This is a genomic window from Brevundimonas sp. UYEF29 (assembly GCF_040546195.1).
In the GTDB taxonomy this organism is placed as follows: Bacteria; Pseudomonadota; Alphaproteobacteria; order Caulobacterales; family Caulobacteraceae; genus Brevundimonas; species Brevundimonas huaxiensis.
The window spans coordinates 85,333-101,509 of the sequence record NZ_JBEPNH010000004.1 but is presented as its reverse complement, the minus strand read 5'-3'; the positions used below and the strand labels follow the sequence as shown (position 1 = coordinate 101,509).

Sequence of the window (16,177 nt, the reverse complement as noted above, 5' to 3'; positions counted from 1 at the left end):
CACGCATTTTAGGCGTTGCAGACAGCCAGTTCGTCAGCGCTCAGGGCGACGCCCTTGTACGAGAAGGCGGTCACGGGACCGAACTTCTGAACCACGCGGCGGCAGGCGCGCGTCGCGGGCTGTTCCGTGCCGCCTGCAGCGGTGCAGGTCGCGCCTTCGCAGGACCACCGAGCACCGTCGATAATGGTGGCGCGTGCAGGCGCCTTGGCGGCGTCGGCCAGCGTCAGGCTGGTGGCGGCGGGGGCTTGAGCGACCGCAGGGGCGGCGGCGAACAGGGCGGCGGCGATCAGCAGAGCGCGCATTGAAAACTCTCCGAAATGAAGAACGCCGTAATGCCGCTGCGTTCCCATGTCAGTTTTCGATAAAAACTGTCAAGACGCGCGCAGCGGATTATGAGCGATGATCACTTATCGATGATCATGTTTCAATTGCGGCGCATCGCCGCCGGCCTGAACCTGCGCCATCGCCTCTTCGACGGTTTCGGCGACGGTCCACGCGTCCAGGAACGACGGAGGCGTCATTCCTTCTGCGACGCTGTGCTTCATCAGATCGAAGAAGCCGTTCCAGAAGCCGTTCAGGTTCAGGAAGACGACCGGCTTGTGGTGCAGGTCCAGACGCTTCCAGGACAGCAGTTCCACAACCTCTTCTAGAGTGCCGATGCCGCCGGGCGCGACCACGAAGGCGTCGGATTGGTCGTACATCAGCTGTTTGCGCTCGTGCATCGAGGTGACGACGACGGTTTCGACCTCGTCGAACAGGCGTTCGCGGCTGCGCAGGAAGGCCGGCATGATGCCGACGACCCGGCCGCCCGCCTCATGCGCGCCACGCGCGGAGGCTCCCATCAGACCCACGCCTCCGCCGCCATAGACCAGCCGCCAGCCGGCCTCAGCCGCCGCCTTGCCGAAGGCGTAGGCCGCCTCGGTGTAGGAAGGATCGGCGGTCTCGGAGGCGCCGCAGAACAGGCAGACGGAAGAGCCGTCGAACGGCAGGAACGAAACGGGGGGCAGGGACATGGAGCCTCGAAGAAAACGAATAGGCGGCCTGGCCATGGCCAAACCGACGGCGCTCAAGCTAACACAGGCTCAAGCTGCTGGGTCGCCAGTCCTATATCGTAGAGGCGCAGGATGAAACGTCGGATGATGGTCGCGTGTGTCGCGGTCCTGGCTGTCGCAGCCTGTTCCAATCAGCAGGGGGGCGTGGCGGGGCCGACGGGGGCCGACGAGGCCTCGCCCTGGGTTCGCCCGCCCCAGATCGATGGCGTGACGCGCGACGGCGGCGTCCTTGTGCTGCGCGGCGGGGCGGGGCCCAATGCGCGTGTCGTGCTGCGTGCGCCGGACGCTGCGGCCGTGGCGACGACGGCGGACGGCGCGGGGCGTTTCGAACTGCGGCTGCCGCCTCTGAGCGGCGATGTGCGCTTCACGCCCGAGGTGCAGGTGGGCGAGGACGCCGCTGTCTCGCCCGAGACCCTGGTGGTGATCCAGGGCGGGTCCGGTCCGGTCGCCCTGATTGCCGCAGGTCAGCCGACGGTTCGCCTCGATGGCGGCGAAGGGCTGGATGCGGTGGATTCGGACGGCGCGACTTTGATGGCGTCGGGCCGAACAAGCGGGGCGGCTCCCTCGGTCAATATCAACGGCGCAGATATGTCGCCGACGGCGATCGGGCGCGGCCGCTGGCGGGCCGTCATCGGACAGTCGGGGCCGGCGACGATCACGGAGAATGGCAAGCGCTTCGACTATCCGGGCGCGGGCGCGGCCGAGAAATTCGTCGTCGAGCGGGCGGGGGCAGGCTGGCGGGTCACCTGGCCTGTCGAGCCAGCAGGGCGTCAGACGACATGGCTGCCGGACTGAAGGGCGCTTAACGATCTGGAAACCATTTCCATTAAGGAATGGGTTGTCCTCAGGGACACCATCACCGAACCTGCTTGCAGCCCGGCGCCCCCGCCGGGCTTCTTTTTTCGCCGGCCGATCAGCCCTTTCTCGGCGTGCCTTCGGCGCCCTCGGTGCGATCGCGGAACAGGGCGGCGCGGGCAAGCAGGATCAGGGTGACCGGCGTTGTGACCGTCAGGAAAAGGCCGATCAGGATTTCGCGGGGCATGAAACGCCGCTCAACGGTCGTGAACCAGACGATCGACGCCAGCAGGACCAGCGCCATGCCGAGCGTGGCCCCGAGCGTCGGAGCATGGACGCGCTCATAGAAGGTCTTCAGCCGAACCAGCCCAACCGCGCCCAGTAGCGATAGGGCCGACCCGATGACCGCCAGGGCGACGACGACGATGGCGGCCCATGCGGGAATATCAGCCTCGGTCATTCGATCACCTCGCCGCGCATCAGGAATTTTGCCAGAGCCACGGTTGCGGCGAAGCCCAACATGCCGATCACCAGGGCGGCCTCGAAATAGAGCTGACTGTTCGTCCGGATGCCGAACACCACCACCAGCAGCATGCCGTTTAGATAGAGGGTGTCCATGCCTAGGACGCGATCCTGGGCGCGCGGACCGTGAATGATCCGCCATGCCGCCAGGCCCATGGCGCAGATCAGCATCAGTTGGGCCAGACCCAGGCCCCAGGTCAACACCGCCGCCGTCATTCGAAAATCTCCATCAGCCGACGTTCGTAGCGATCCTTGATCAGCCGCACCCAGGTCTCTTCATCCACCAGATCCAGCACGTGCAGCAGCAGACGGCCGGTCGCGGCTTCGTACTCGACCCACAAGGTGCCGGGCGTCGAGGTGATGATGATGGCCAGGACCGCCAGACCATATCGGTCGCGCAGGTCCAGCGGGATGTGGATGAAGCCGGATGTGCGCTCATGCCGTCGCCGCCCCAGAATGATGTGCGACACCGCCCAGTTGGAACGCACGACGTCGCCGACGACTTCTATAGCGAGGCGTATTATGGCCATCGGCGCCTTCAGCCGCACCCGATCCACGCCCAGCGCCAGCATGATGATCGGCGCCAGTAGGGCCAGCAGCACCGCCAGCGCCAGGGACGGCGGCGCGACCGAGGCGCTGAGCAGGATCGAGGCGACGAACAGGCCTAGAGACAGGACGGGGTAGGGAAGGACACGTCTCATCGACCGCCCCCGCCCAAGACCGCGTGGATATAGCCTTGCGGTTCAGCCAGCCAGGCCGCGGTGTGATCGGTGTAGATCAGGGCGGAGCCAGCGAAGATGGCCAAGAACACGCACGCGCCAAGCAGGGCTGCGACCGCCGTCAGCTCGGCCGCACCCACCACGAACGCCGGCGCATCCTCTTCGCGCGTCCAGATAGCGCCGACGCCAAGGCGGGTCAGCCCGATCAACGCGCCGAGGCTGGACACGGAAAGCACAGCGACCAGCGTCCAGGCCGCCGCATCGCCAACGCCGACGAGGGCGCTGATCATCGACAGTTTTCCCACGAAGCCGGCCAAGGGCGGCAGGCCGGCGACCATCAGGGTGCAGATCAAAAAGGCCCCGCCCAGGGCCGCGACGGCCGCCGGGATGACCAGGCCTGGCTCGTTGCGCTCATCGTCGTCGAACGGATCACGATATTCGTCATCGAACACAGCGCGCGCCTCGCCGACGTCAGCTTCACGTCCGCGCTGGAGGATCTCGGCCAGCAGGAACAGGGCTGCGCAGGCCAGTGTGGAGCCAATCAAGTAGAAGAGTGCGCCGCTGAGCGCCGCCGCGTCGCCGACGCCCAGGATCGCCAAGACAGTGCCAGACGAAATCATCACACCGAATCCGGCGGCGCGCGACAGATCGCGAGAGGCGATCAGGCCGAATGTGCCGAACCCTATGGTCGCCAGTCCGCCGACGAACAGCCAGGTCAGGCCAAATCCGGCGGAGGCGCCCGCGTCGGCGCCGAACAGCAGCAGACTGAGGCGGATGACGACATAGACCCCGACCTTGGACAGGATGGCGAAGACCGCCGCCGCCGGCGCGGTGGCCGCCGAATAGGTCGGCGTTAGCCAGAAGCCCAAGGGCCACATGGCGCACTTGATCAGGAAGGCCGTGCCCAGCACCGCCGCTCCGATATGGAACAGCCCCAGGTCATCCGTTGCGACGGTCGCAACCCGCGTCGCAACATCAGCCATGTTCAGCGTTCCGGTCACCCCGTAGATCAGGCTGACGCCGATCAGGAACAGCAGAGAAGCGGTCAGATTGACGGCGATATAGATCACGCCCGCCCGCACCCGCGCCTCGCCCGACCCATGCAGCGCCAGTCCGTATGAGGCGGCCAGCATGATTTCGAAAAAGACGAACAGGTTGAACAGGTCGCCGGTCAGCAGGGCGCCGTTCACGCCCATGATCAGAAGCAGGAACAGAGCGTGGAAGCGCGGTCCCGCTCTGTCCCATCGCGCCAGGGCGAAGATCAGGGCGCATCCACCCAGAACGCTGGTCAGCGCGACCATCATCGTCGACAGACGGTCGGCCACCAGGACGATGCCGTAAGGTGCAGCCCAGGATCCCAGGCGATAGACGCGCGCAGTATCGCCGCCGCCCACGGCGCCGTTTGCGCTCTCGTGCAGCAGAACCAGGGCCATGACCAGAATGGCGGCCATTGCGCTCAAGCTGAGCACCGCCTTCAGCGTTCGACGACGCTCGTCCAGCAACAGCATGGCGGAGGCGATAACCATCGGCAGGACGATGGGGCCGATGATCAGATGGGCGTCCCAGTTGATCATGCGTCCGGCTCCTTGCCATCGACATGATCGCTGCCGGTGATGCCACGTGCCGCCAAGATGACGACCAGGAACAGCGCCGTCAGGGCGAAGCTGATGACGATCGCGGTGAGGACCAGCGCCTGCGGCGTCGGGTCGGTGTAGTGCGCGGGATCGGAGACCTCGCCCGCCAGCACGGGCGGCGCGCCCGACCTCAGCCGTCCCATGGCGAAGATGAAGATATTGACCGCATAGGACAGCAGCGACAGCCCCATGATCACCTGGAAGGTGCGCGGGCGCAGCAGCAACCAGACGCCGGAGGCCGACAGCACGCCGATGGCGAGGGCGAGAACCAGCTCCATCATGACGGCTCTCCTTCTTCGGCGTCTCTTTGCTTGGGCTTGCGCAGCGACTGGTGCGCCAGGGCGACCAGGGTCAGGACCGTGGCGCCCACGACCAGAACAACGACGCCCAAATCGAACAGCACGGCGCTGGCCAGCGGCACGCGGCCCAGGATCGGCAGGTCGGCATACTGGAACCAGGAGGTCAGGAAGGGATAGCCGAAGAGCCATGAGCCGATCCCGCTGAGGGCGGCGATCACCAAGCCGGCCCCGATCCAGACGATGGGCCGGATCGCCAGCCGCTCTTCGACCCACCGCGCGCCCGAGGCCATATACTGAAGGATGAAGGCGATCGACAGGGCCACGCCCGCCGCGAAACCGCCGCCCGGCAGGTCATGCCCGCGCAGGAACAGGTGAACGGCGAGCAGGATGATGAAGGGGAAAATCCAGCGCATCACCACGCGGGGGATCAGCATGGTCTCCTTCAGCGTATCGCCCTCCGATCGCGTCTCATGATCGCGGTCGGAAGCGTCCTGCACGCTCTGCTGACTGGGATTGGACAGGGTGTCGTCGGCGGGGCGGAAGCGGCGCAGCAGGGCGAAGATCGTCAGGCCGACAATGCCCAGAACCGTGATCTCGCCGAAGGTGTCGAATGCGCGGAAGTCGACCAGGATAACGTTGACGATGTTGCGCCCGCCTGCGTCCTTATAGGCGTGCTCGACGAAGAAGCGCGAAATCCCCTCGATCGATGGGCGCGTCATGATGGCGTAGGAAATGGCCGCCAAGGATGCGCCAGCGGCGGCGGCGATGATCAGGTCGATACGGCGACGGCGGCGAGACCGCTTCTCCATGGCCTGTGGCAGGCGAATGGTCTCCAGCCGTTTGGGCAGCCAGCGCAGGCCCAGCAGCAGCAGGACGGTGGTCACGACCTCGACCAGCAACTGAGTCACGGCCAGATCCGGCGCCGACAGCCAGACGAAGGACAGGCAGCTCGCCAGACCAGCGCCGCCCATCAGAACCACGGCCGCCAGCCGGTGATATTTCGCCTGCCATGCCGCTGCGACGGCACAACTGGCGCCGACCAGCCAAAGACCTGCGAAGGCCCAGTTGGACAGGGTGAATGTCGGCATGATCGGGCGGATCACAAATCCCGCGCCGATCGCCGCCAGCCCGCCCGCCAGCAGGGCGACCAGGACGATGGCCCGCAGCTGTGGCTGTTGTCGTGTCGCCCCGAACAGGCGAACCATCGCCTCCGATCCCTTGAACAGGCCGGTCATGGTTCGCTCGAACAACCAGCCGCCGTTCAGGCGCTTCCAGCCCCACGGTCCGCCGCGCGGGTTGGCGTTGATGCGTTTGCCGAAGACGACATAGAGACCCACGCCGCCCGCCAGCGCGACGAGGCTGAGCACCAGCGGCAGGTTGAACCCGTGCCACAGGGCCAGACTGTAGTAGGGCAGGTCAAAGCCCAGCACCGAAACGGCGGCGCTCTTCAGGAACGGCCCCACCGTCACAGCCGGGAAGATGCCGACGACCAGGCACAGGGCGACCAGCACCTCGACGGGGCGACGCATCCAGGCGGGCGGCTCGTGCGGGATGCGATCCAGCTCGGTCGGAGCCGGGCCGAAGAAGGTCGCGTGGATAAAACGCAGGGAATACAGAACGCTGAAGGCGCTGGCCAAGGTGGCCAAGGCGGGCAGCAGCATGTTCAGGCCGTGCGTATGGGCGCTGGCCACCGCCTCGGCCAGGAACATTTCCTTGGATAGGAAACCGTTCAGCAGCGGCACGCCCGCCATTGCGGCTGCGGCCACCATGGCCAGGGTCGCCGTAAAGGGCATGAAGCGGAACAGACCGCTGAGTTTGCGCATGTCCCGCGTGCCGGCCTCATGGTCGATGATGCCGGCGGCCATAAAGAGCGACGCCTTGAAGGTGGCGTGGTTCACCGTGTGGAAAATGGCCGCGATACAGGCCAGCGGACTGCCCAATCCCAACAGCAGCACGATCAGGCCCAGATGGCTGATCGTCGAATAGGCCAGCAGGCCTTTGAGATCATGCTGGAAGATGGCGCACCACGCGCCGAGCAGCAGCGTCGCCAGGCCCATGCCGCCGACGATCAGATACCAGCTCTCGGACCCCGCCAGGACGGGCCAGAAGCGGATCAGCAGGAATATGCCCGCCTTCACCATTGTGGCGGAGTGTAGATAGGCGCTGACCGGGGTCGGGGCGGCCATGGCGCGGGGCAGCCAGAAGTGGAACGGAAACTGCGCGCTCTTGGTCATCGCGCCGAGCAGCAGCAGGATCAGCGCCGGCAGATAAAGCGGGCTGGTCTGGGTCGCCTCTCGTGACGCCAGGACGACGTCGAGGTCGTAGCTGCCGGCGATTCGCCCGATCAAGATCATGCCGACCAGCAGGGCGATGCCGCCCGTGGCCGTCACCGTCAGCGCCATGCGCGACCCTTCGCGCGCGGCGGGGTTCTGGTGCCAGTAGCCGATCAACAGGAAGGAAAAGAGGCTAGTTAGCTCCCAGAAGACCACCAGCTGAATCAGATTGCCCGACAGCACCACGCCCTGCATCGCGCCCATGAAGGCCAGCAGGAAGGAGAAGAACCGCGGCACCGGATCCTTCGGCGACATGTAATAGCGGGCATACAGCACCACCAAGGCGCCGATCCCCAAGATCAGGGCGCTGAACAGCCACGACAGTCCATCCAGTCGCAGCACCAGATTGACGCCCAGCGACGGCAGCCACGGGATTTCGTAGCGCAGCGTCTCACCGTCCTGGAACATCGGCCATAGCGCGGCCAGACATCCAAGGCTGACCAAGGACACGACCCACGACAGAATGGCGGCCGAGGTGCGTGCGTGACGCGGCAAGCCGGACGCGACGATGGCGCCAAGAAACGGCAAGACCAGGATGACGACAAGAAGGAAGCTGATGGACATCGAGGCGGGGCGTCTCTCCTGGATCGCGAGTGATCACTTTGCCAACGCTCAAGGTTGGCCAAGGTTCGCTTTGATCTACGGACAGGAGCCGGGTGCGTCAAAGCGACACCAGAGCGCGGAACGCCGGCGCCCAATGGCCCGATCGCCGTACGAAACAGATCAGATTGTGAGGAAAGTTTTCGACCTAACGCCTTGTCTGGCCTCAGTCTTTACCCCGAGTGGCTCCGCAGGTAGGATTCGAACCTACGACCAGCCGATTAACAGTCGGCTGCTCTACCACTGAGCTACTGCGGAACATCTGCTCGGGAGGCGGGCGTATAGCAGCGGCCGTTCCGATCTTGCAATGGGAAAACGAGCCAATCGAAACGATATTTATCGACGACCCTGACGACCCGCGTGTTGCGGCCTATCGCGATATCCGCGAACGCGATCTAACGGGGCGTCAGGGGTTGTTCATCGCGGAAGGGGAGGTGGTGGTGCGTGGACTGGCGTCGACGGCGTCGCGCTGCCGGCCCCTGTCGCTGCTGCTGGCGGAAAAGCGCTTTGCGGCTTTGTGCGATGTCATTACGTCTCTGCCGCCAGCGACGCCCGTCTATGTCGCAGGCCAGGCCGTGCTGGACCGGATTGCGGGTTTCGAACTGCACCGGGGAATTCTGGCCTTGGGCAAAAAGCCCGAGCCGCTGTCGTTGGACGATGTGCTGGCGGATATCGGGCCGCAGGACGTGTTCGTCGTGGCCAGCGGGATCGGCAACCACGACAATGTCGGCGGCCTGTTCAGGAACGCCGCCGCGTTTGGCGCCAGGGCGGTGCTGCTTGATCCGACCTGCTGCGACCCCTTCTACCGCAAGGCGATTCGCGTTTCGGTCGGCGCGGTGCTGCGCACGCCGTTCGTCGTCGCCGGCGCGACGGACATTATCGAAGCCCTGCAGCGGGCTGGAGTCGAGGTCTTGGCGCTGACGCCTTCGGCGACCGAGCGGCTTTCGGACTACGGGCGTGTCGGAACGGTCGCTCTGATGCTGGGGTCGGAAGGGCCGGGGCTGCCCAGGGATTTGATCGATCGGTGCCGGCCGATCGGCATCGCTATGGCGGGCGGGTTCGATTCGCTGAATGTCGCGGCGACGAGTGCTGTTGCCCTTCATCATCTGACGACGACGGCGCTTGCTGGTAGCTGAAAACGCGAAGGCCGCCCCGAGGGGCGGCCTTCGTCCGTATCGTCGCGATGGAGGCCTGACCGGGAATCGAACCCGGGTGCAAGGATTTGCAGTCCTCTGCGTCACCACTCCGCCATCAGGCCGCTTTTTGTCCCCGATTTCTCGGGGGCGGTCATCGCGAGGGGCGTTCGCTATCAGATCGGATTGTCCGCTGCAACGCACGGACCTATAAGCGCGCGAGATTTCCTCCCGGATTATCGTTGAAGGCTGCCTACAGATGGATTTCACCGCAGAGCGCAAGGCCATGGTCGACTCGCAGGTGCGGGTGAACGACGTGACCGATCGCGCGATTCACCTGGCCATGATGGCTGTGCCCCGTGAAAACTACTGCGCGCCCGACCGCGCCTTCGCCGCCTATTCCGAGGAAGCGGTGATGATCGCGGGCGAGCGCCGCCTGATGCCGGCGCGCGACGTCGCCAAGCTGCTGCAAGCGGCCGATGCGCGCGAGGGCGAGAAGGCCCTGGCCATCGCCGCGCCCTACGCCGCCGCCCTGCTGGCCCGTATGGGCGTCAGCGTCACGGCTCAGGAATCGGACGACGCCGTGTTCGCCGTGGTCGGCGAGGCCTTATCGGACGCGGGCGTGGCGACCGTCGTCGCGCCGCTGGCTCAGCCGACCGGCGAAGGATGGGATCTGATCATTTCCGAAGGCGGCGTCGAGAGCCTGCCCGAATCGTGGGGCGCGGCCCTGCGTCCTGGCGGCCGGATCGTCGTGGTCGAACGTCGCGGCGCCATCGGCAAGGCTGCCCTGTATGTTCAGACGCGCGAAGGCTTGTCGCGCCGCGAACTGTTCGATTCGTCGCCTGCGGTCCTTGCCGAGCTGAAGCCGGCCCCCACTTTCGCGCTGTAAGATCAAAGAGACGCGCGGTTGCGACGGAAATCCCGTTCGCAACCGTGAAGAAAACTTAACTGGCGTGTGGTTCGGTCAGGCCGCAGTTACGCTTGAGAAAACATTCGGGCGTTCTTCGGAGCGTCACGCAAGGACGGACAATGTTGAAACGCTCGCGTGTGCTGGCTTCGGCCGCTGTGGTCGCCGTGATGACCGGTCTGGGCGCACCGGCCTGGGCCGAGACGCTGCAGGACGCCATCGCCCTGGCCTATCGGACCAATCCCAACCTGCTGGCCCAGCGCGCCAACCAGCGTGCGCTGGACGAGACGGTGGTCCAGGCGCGGTCGGGCCTGCGCCCGACCATCGGCGCCTCTGCCGGCGTGGACTACACCCGCAGCGACTTCCCCGCCATGACCCAGTTCGTCGATACGAACGGCGACGGCATACCCGACACCCAGGTCACGACCTCGTCGTCTGAAACCGAAGGCGCCAATGTCGGCGTCAGCGTCAGCCAGAACGTCTGGACCGCCGGCCGCACCTCGCGCGCCATCGACCAGGCCCGCGCCAGCGTCCTGGCCGGCCGTGAGAACCTGCGTGAGATCGAGCAGTCGGTCATGCTGTCGGTGATCCAGGCCTATGTGAACGTCACCCGTGACATGGAAATCCTGCGTATCCGCCAGGAGAACCTGACGGTGCTGCAACGCCAACTGGAGGAAACAAGCGCCCGTTTCGAGGTCGGTGAGATCACCCGCACCGACGTGGCTCAGGCCGAAGCTTCGCAGGCGCAATCCGAAGCCGATTTGGCGAACGCCCAGGCCCAGTTGTCCACGTCGCGCGCCGCCTATGCCGCCGTCGTCGGCCAATCGCCGACCGATCTGGAAGCCGCGCCGATTTTGCCGGAGGTTCCCAGCGACTTCGACGTCGCCATCGAGACGGCGTTGCAGCGCAATCCCGCTGTCCTGGCCGCGACCTATCAGTTGCAGAGCGCCGAGGCGGCCGTCGCCGCCGCCCGTTCGGAATATCTGCCGTCGGTGCGCGCCACCGCCTCTTATGGCGGATCGTCCAATGATCTCGGCGACTTAGGGCAGCTGGCTGACCGTCGCAGCTTCACGGCCGGCGCCACCCTGTCCGTGCCGCTGTTCACCGGCGGTCTGAACCGCTCGCGCGTCGCCCAGGCTCTGGAGCGCGCCAACGCGGCCCAGATCGGCATCGAGGGCGAGCGCCGCACGGTGCTTCAGAACGTCAGCTCGGCCTACGCCCAGGTGCTGTCGACCCGCGCTACGGTCGCGGCCGGCACGGAAGCCGTTCGCGCCGCATCGGTCGCGGCCGAAGGCGTGCGCCAGGAAGCCCAAGTCGGCCTGCGCACCACGCTGGACGTGCTGAACCAGGAGCTGGCTCTGCGCAACGCCCAAACGGCGGTCGCCAGCGCCCGCGCCGCGGAGTACGTCGCCCGCGCCTCGCTGCTGGCCGCCATGGGGCAGCTGGAAGGCCCGGCGCTGAACCCGACGATCGAGGCCTATGATCCCGCGACGAACTACGACCAGGTCAAGGGACGCGGCGGCCTGCCGTGGGACGGCGTGATCGAGACGCTAGACCGCGTGGCCTCGCCGCCGATCGTGACCACGCCGGACACCGCCGACGCGCCGATCGACGCTCAGCTCAAGGGCGAGGTCGTCCGCACGGCGCCGCAGAACTGACCGCGTCGAATACGGACGGAAACCGCCCGTTGATTCCGACGGGCGAAGATGCGACGACAAGGCACAGGTTTCGAGCGATCCATCGCTCGGCGCCCACCCCTTCTACCCAGGCCTCGCCCAAGGTTGCGCCATGACCGATCAGTCCGCCCAGGAACCGACCATGGAAGAGATTCTGGCGTCGATTCGCCGGATCATCTCTGAAGACGAGGCCCCGGCCGAAACGCCGGCCGCCGCCATGCCGGAAGCCACGCCTGAGCCGGTTCCCGAGCCGCTGGCCGCCGAAACTATCTTCGCCGCCCCAGTCGAGCCGACGCCGGAACCCGCCGCCGTCGAAGACGACGTGCTGGAACTGACCGATCGCTATGAGGCGCCGGCCGAGACCATCGGCGATCTGGACGTGGTCGAACATTCGCCCGCGCCCTATCAGCCCGAGCCTGAACCCGCTTACGAATCGGCTCCCGAGCCGGCCCGGGCCTATGACACCCTGGTCGGCGACAGCGCCGCCGCCAGCGCGGCCTCGGCCTTTGCAGGCCTGGCCGCCAGCTTCAAGAAGCCTGAGCCGGCTCCGTCGGCCTCGGGCGACCTGCCCTTCGTCAGCGGCAACACCGTCGAGGCCATGGTCGCCGAGATGCTGCGTCCGCTGCTGAAGGACTGGCTGGACAACAACCTGCCCGGCATCGTCCAGGCGGCGGTACAAAAGGAAGTCGAACGCATCGCGCGCAGCGCCTAGCCCTTCGCTTCAGCCCAGACTAATCCGAGGGGCGGCTCCTGAAGGGGGCCGCCCTTTCGCATTTTGCAAAAGACCCTATTCCCATGCTTGAGAAGACTTTCGAACCCCAGGCCGCCGAGCCCCGCCTGTACGCCCAGTGGGAAGAGAGCGGCCTGTTCGCCCCGCGTCCGGCCAAGGCGACAGACGGCGCCGCTGACGCCTATTCGATTGTCATTCCGCCGCCGAACGTGACGGGCAGCCTGCATATCGGCCATGCGCTGAACAACACCTTGCAGGACATCCTGGCCCGCTATCACCGGATGAAGGGCAAGGCGGTGCTGTGGCTGCCGGGCACGGACCACGCCGGCATCGCCACCCAGATGGTGGTCGAGCGCAAGATGGCGACCGAGGGCAATATCGGTCGTCGCGACATGGGCCGTGACGCCTTCATCGATAAGGTCTGGGAGTGGAAGGCCGAGAGCGGCGGGACCATCGTGCGCCAGCTGCGCCGCCTGGGCGCCTCCTGCGACTGGTCACGTGAGCGGTTCACGCTTGACCCGGAGATGAACGCCGCCGTCCGCAAGGTCTTCGTGCAACTGCACAAGGAAGGCCTGATCTATCGCGACAAGCGGCTGGTGAACTGGGATCCGCATTTCCAGACCGCCATCTCGGACCTGGAGGTCGAGCAGCGCGAGGTCGACGGAGCCTATTGGCATTTCGCCTATCCGCTGGCGGACGGCGTGACCTACGAACACCCCATTGCCTTCGATGACGACGGCAAGGCCACGGAATGGGAGACGCGCGACTTCATCGTCGTCGCCACGACTCGACCCGAGACCATGCTGGGCGACACCGGCGTGGCGGTGCATCCGGATGACGAACGCTATGCCGGCCTGGTCGGCAGGTTCGTGACCCTGCCGATCACCGGCCGTCGCATCCCCATCGTCGCCGACGACTATGCCGATCCGACCAAGGGCTCGGGCGCGGTGAAGATCACGCCGGCGCATGATTTCAACGACTTCGGCGTGGGCAAGCGCGCGGGACTCGAAGCGCTAAACATTATGGACGCCGAAGCGCGGATCACTGATGAAGACTCCCCGGAAGTTCCTGCCGAACTCGTGGGAATGGAACGTGAGAAGGCGCGCAAGGCCATCGTCATTCGTGCGGAAGAAGAAGGCTGGCTGCGCGAGATTGAGAAGACCAAACACGTCGTGCCGCACGGCGACCGGTCCGGCGTGGTCATCGAGCCGTGGCTGACGGACCAGTGGTACGTCGACGCTAAGGTCTTGGCCCAACCCGCGCTGAAGGCGGTGGAGCAGGGCGATGCGGTGTTCGAGCCCAAGTCGTACGAGAAGATCTACTTCGAATGGCTGCGCAATATCGAGCCGTGGTGCATCTCGCGTCAACTTTGGTGGGGGCATCGTATTCCCGCTTGGTTTGGGCCACCCGCAGGCGAAGATGGCAAATGGGAAAGCGGGCCATTCAAGATATTTGTCGCCGAAAACGCGGCTGACGCGCTAGCGGAGGCCGAAGCATTCTACGGCTGTAAAGCGACCGAAAGCGACGCCGTTGGATGGGAAGCCGGCGAACCTATAGATAGCTCCGACTATCCATATACGGCCGTGCGTTTGAAGCAGGACGAGGACGTTCTCGACACCTGGTTTTCCTCGGCCCTGTGGCCGTTCTCGACCATGGGCTGGCCTGGAAAGACCGAGGATCTGGAGCGCTTCTATCCGACCAGCGACCTGGTCACGGCGGCGGACATCATCTTCTTCTGGGTCGCCCGGATGATGATGATGGGCCAGCACTTCATGGGCGAAGTCCCGTTCAAGCGCGTCATCATCAATGGCCTCGTCCGAGACGAGAAGGGCCAGAAGATGAGCAAGTCCAAGGGGAACGTCATCGATCCGCTGGGCATCATCGACGAGCTGGGCGCTGATCCCTTGCGCTTCACCATGGCCATCCTGTCGGGCACGCGCGACATCAAACTGTCGAAACAGCGGATCGAGGGCTATCGCAACTTCGGCACCAAGCTGTGGAACGCCGCGCGCTTCAGCCAGATGAACGAGGCGCGCCGCGTCGAGGGCTTCGACCCCGCCACCGTCGACCAAACGATCAATCGCTGGATCCGAGGCGAGCTGACCAAGGCCGAACGCGCGGTGTCGCAAGCCATCGAAGGCGGACGGTTCGACGATGCGGCCGGCGCCCTGTATCGCTTCGTCTGGAACGTCTTTTGCGACTGGTATCTGGAACTGGCCAAGCCTGTCTTCCAAGGCGCCGATGAAGCCGCCAAGGCTGAGACGCGGGCGATGACCGCCTGGACGCTGGACCAGACGCTCAAGCTTCTGCATCCGGTCATGCCCTTCATCACCGAGGAACTGTGGGCCGAACTCGGCAAAGAAGGGCCGGCGCGCGACGGTCTGCTGATCGGCGCCGAATGGCCCGTGCTGCCGGACGCCTTCATCGACGCCTCAGCCGAGGCCGAGATCGGTTGGTTGGTCGATCTGGTCGGCGAGATCCGCGGCCTGCGCGCCGAGATGAACGTGCCGCCGTCGGCCAAGCCGCCGCTGGCCTTCGTTGCGCCCGACGCCGTGACGGCCGAGCGGATCACACGCCATCGCGATCTGATCTTGACACTAGGCCGTGTATCCGAGGTCGGCTCGGCGGACGCGGCGCCGACAGGGGCCGTGACCTTCGTGTCCGGCGGTTCGACCATCGCCTTGTCCTTGACGGGCATCATCGATCTGACCGCCGAACGGGCCCGTCTGGAGAAGGAAATCGCCGCCTTCGACAGCGACATCGGCCATGTGAACAAGAAGCTGGGCAACCCCAATTTCGTGTCTCGCGCCGCGCCGGAAGTCGTCGACGAACAGCGCGCCAAGCTGGCCGAGGCCGAGGCAGGCAAGGTCAAGCTACAGGCGGCGCTGGCGCGTCTGGCGTCGCTTTGACGCCCTGATGAAAGCAAGGCTGTGAAGACGCGGATTGATCAGCTTCTGGTCGCACGCGGCCTGTTCGACAGCCGCTCGCAAGCGCGCGCCGCGATCGAGGCGGGGCTGGTTCTGGCCGACGGCGTGATCGTTCGGAAGGCGTCCGAACAGCTTGCGGACGACATCGCGCTGGAGGCCCAACCCGCCCTCCCTTGGGTCGGGCGCGGCGCGCTGAAGCTGGACCACGCCCTGAACCTGTGGCCCGTCCTCGTGGAGGGCAGGGTGGCGCTGGACGTCGGCGCATCGACCGGCGGCTTTACCGAGGTTTTGCTGAACCGCGGCGCAGCCAAGGTGTTCGCCGTCGATGTCGGCTTCGGCCAGATGCACGCACGGGTGTCGTCTGATCCCCGCGTGGTCAATCTGGAGCGCACCGATGCGCGCGACCTGACGCCTGATCTGATCCCGCAGCCGCCGTCGCTGGTCGTCTGCGACGCCAGTTTCATCAGCCTGATCAAGGTTCTCCCGGTCGCGCTCGACCTGGCGACGCCTGGCGCGGATCTGGTCACCCTGGTCAAGCCGCAGTTCGAGGCCGATGGTCCGGGCGGCGGCAAGAAGGGCGTGATCAAGGATGTGACGGCGCATGCGGCCGCCGTGGAGCGCGTGCGCGACTGGCTGGAAGCGCTGGGTTGGGCGGTTCAGGCGACGACCGAAAGCCCGATCACCGGCGGCGACGGCAATGTCGAGTTCCTGCTGTGGGCGAAGAAGCCGGGCTAAGGCCGTAACCCCAAAACGGGCTCAAACAGCTCAACGGCCGATAGCCCCAAACGGGCTCAAGTAGGCCAAAGGCCGATAGCCCCCACAAACAAAGAGAAACCGCCGGAGGATTGCT

At 65.7% G+C, this 16,177-nt stretch carries 15 protein-coding genes and 2 tRNA genes; 7 read left to right on the top strand and 10 right to left on the bottom strand.

All coding sequences use genetic code 11. The features are described from left to right. Positions 1 to 8: 8 nt before the first annotated feature. Positions 9 to 302 (bottom strand): DUF8200 family protein, encoded by a 294-nt coding sequence (locus ABIB58_RS08380; RefSeq protein WP_017504618.1) that lies wholly within the window; start codon positions 300 to 302, stop codon positions 9 to 11. Positions 303 to 407: 105 nt separating this feature from the next. Next, entirely contained in the window at positions 408 to 1,013 is a 606-nt protein-coding gene (locus ABIB58_RS08375) for an LOG family protein (protein ID WP_039246470.1), read from the bottom strand. Positions 1,014 to 1,124: 111 nt separating this feature from the next. Between ABIB58_RS08375 and ABIB58_RS08370 the strand changes: the two genes are divergently transcribed. Then, positions 1,125 to 1,847: a hypothetical protein gene (locus ABIB58_RS08370; protein WP_354040257.1), complete on the top strand. Its 723-nt coding sequence runs from the start codon at positions 1,125 to 1,127 to the stop codon at positions 1,845 to 1,847. Positions 1,848 to 1,965: 118 nt separating this feature from the next. On the opposite strand, the gene mnhG is transcribed toward ABIB58_RS08370, so the two are convergent. The 7 genes from mnhG to ABIB58_RS08335 all read right to left on the bottom strand — a co-directional run bounded on the left by mnhG (position 1,966) and on the right by ABIB58_RS08335 (position 8,212). Continuing rightward, the gene (gene mnhG / locus ABIB58_RS08365; RefSeq protein WP_354040255.1) at positions 1,966 to 2,307 is read right to left on the bottom strand and encodes a monovalent cation/H(+) antiporter subunit G; all 342 of its coding nucleotides are present in this window, start codon (positions 2,305 to 2,307) and stop codon (positions 1,966 to 1,968) included. Beyond that, a complete protein-coding gene (locus ABIB58_RS08360; RefSeq protein ID WP_045810222.1) occupies positions 2,304 to 2,585 on the bottom strand; it encodes a K+/H+ antiporter subunit F in 282 nt (93 codons plus the stop codon). The genes mnhG and ABIB58_RS08360 overlap by 4 nt, the downstream gene beginning before the upstream one ends. Continuing rightward, complete coding sequence (locus ABIB58_RS08355; protein WP_354040253.1) at positions 2,582 to 3,070, bottom strand: Na+/H+ antiporter subunit E; 489 nt, start codon at positions 3,068 to 3,070, stop codon at positions 2,582 to 2,584. The genes ABIB58_RS08360 and ABIB58_RS08355 overlap by 4 nt, the downstream gene beginning before the upstream one ends. Further along, positions 3,067 to 4,662, bottom strand: a complete 1,596-nt coding sequence (locus ABIB58_RS08350) for a monovalent cation/H+ antiporter subunit D (RefSeq protein WP_354040251.1) — start codon at positions 4,660 to 4,662, stop codon at positions 3,067 to 3,069. The genes ABIB58_RS08355 and ABIB58_RS08350 overlap by 4 nt, the downstream gene beginning before the upstream one ends. After that, a complete protein-coding gene (locus tag ABIB58_RS08345) occupies positions 4,659 to 5,003 on the bottom strand; it encodes a Na+/H+ antiporter subunit C (protein WP_502909737.1) in 345 nt (114 codons plus the stop codon). The genes ABIB58_RS08350 and ABIB58_RS08345 overlap by 4 nt, the downstream gene beginning before the upstream one ends. Then, complete coding sequence (locus ABIB58_RS08340; RefSeq protein WP_354040249.1) at positions 5,000 to 7,918, bottom strand: monovalent cation/H+ antiporter subunit A; 2,919 nt, start codon at positions 7,916 to 7,918, stop codon at positions 5,000 to 5,002. The genes ABIB58_RS08345 and ABIB58_RS08340 overlap by 4 nt, the downstream gene beginning before the upstream one ends. 219 nt (positions 7,919 to 8,137) lie before the next feature. Next, positions 8,138 to 8,212: transfer RNA gene (locus tag ABIB58_RS08335), tRNA-Asn, on the bottom strand. A gap of 44 nt (positions 8,213 to 8,256) precedes the next feature. Here ABIB58_RS08335 and ABIB58_RS08330 point away from each other — a divergent pair. Then, positions 8,257 to 9,090 (top strand): TrmH family RNA methyltransferase, encoded by an 834-nt coding sequence (locus tag ABIB58_RS08330; RefSeq protein WP_082064379.1) that lies wholly within the window; start codon positions 8,257 to 8,259, stop codon positions 9,088 to 9,090. Between the two features lie 48 nt (positions 9,091 to 9,138). On the opposite strand, the gene ABIB58_RS08325 is transcribed toward ABIB58_RS08330, so the two are convergent. Beyond that, positions 9,139 to 9,212, bottom strand: a tRNA-Cys gene (locus ABIB58_RS08325). A 134-nt stretch (positions 9,213 to 9,346) separates the two neighbouring features. Between ABIB58_RS08325 and ABIB58_RS08320 the strand changes: the two genes are divergently transcribed. From ABIB58_RS08320 to ABIB58_RS08300, 5 genes are all read left to right on the top strand, one after another. Then, positions 9,347 to 9,976 carry a protein-L-isoaspartate O-methyltransferase family protein gene (locus ABIB58_RS08320; RefSeq protein ID WP_045810093.1) on the top strand — a complete coding sequence of 210 codons (630 nt, stop codon included), beginning with the start codon at positions 9,347 to 9,349 and terminating at the stop codon, positions 9,974 to 9,976. A gap of 140 nt (positions 9,977 to 10,116) precedes the next feature. Then, entirely contained in the window at positions 10,117 to 11,652 is a 1,536-nt protein-coding gene (locus tag ABIB58_RS08315) for a TolC family outer membrane protein (RefSeq protein WP_045810092.1), read from the top strand. A gap of 130 nt (positions 11,653 to 11,782) precedes the next feature. Beyond that, entirely contained in the window at positions 11,783 to 12,382 is a 600-nt protein-coding gene (locus tag ABIB58_RS08310) for a DUF2497 domain-containing protein (RefSeq protein ID WP_045810091.1), read from the top strand. Positions 12,383 to 12,465: 83 nt separating this feature from the next. Beyond that, positions 12,466 to 15,309 (top strand): valine--tRNA ligase, encoded by a 2,844-nt coding sequence (locus tag ABIB58_RS08305; RefSeq protein ID WP_354040245.1) that lies wholly within the window; start codon positions 12,466 to 12,468, stop codon positions 15,307 to 15,309. A gap of 21 nt (positions 15,310 to 15,330) precedes the next feature. Next, complete coding sequence (locus ABIB58_RS08300; RefSeq protein ID WP_045810089.1) at positions 15,331 to 16,062, top strand: TlyA family RNA methyltransferase; 732 nt, start codon at positions 15,331 to 15,333, stop codon at positions 16,060 to 16,062. Positions 16,063 to 16,177 lie beyond the last annotated feature (115 nt).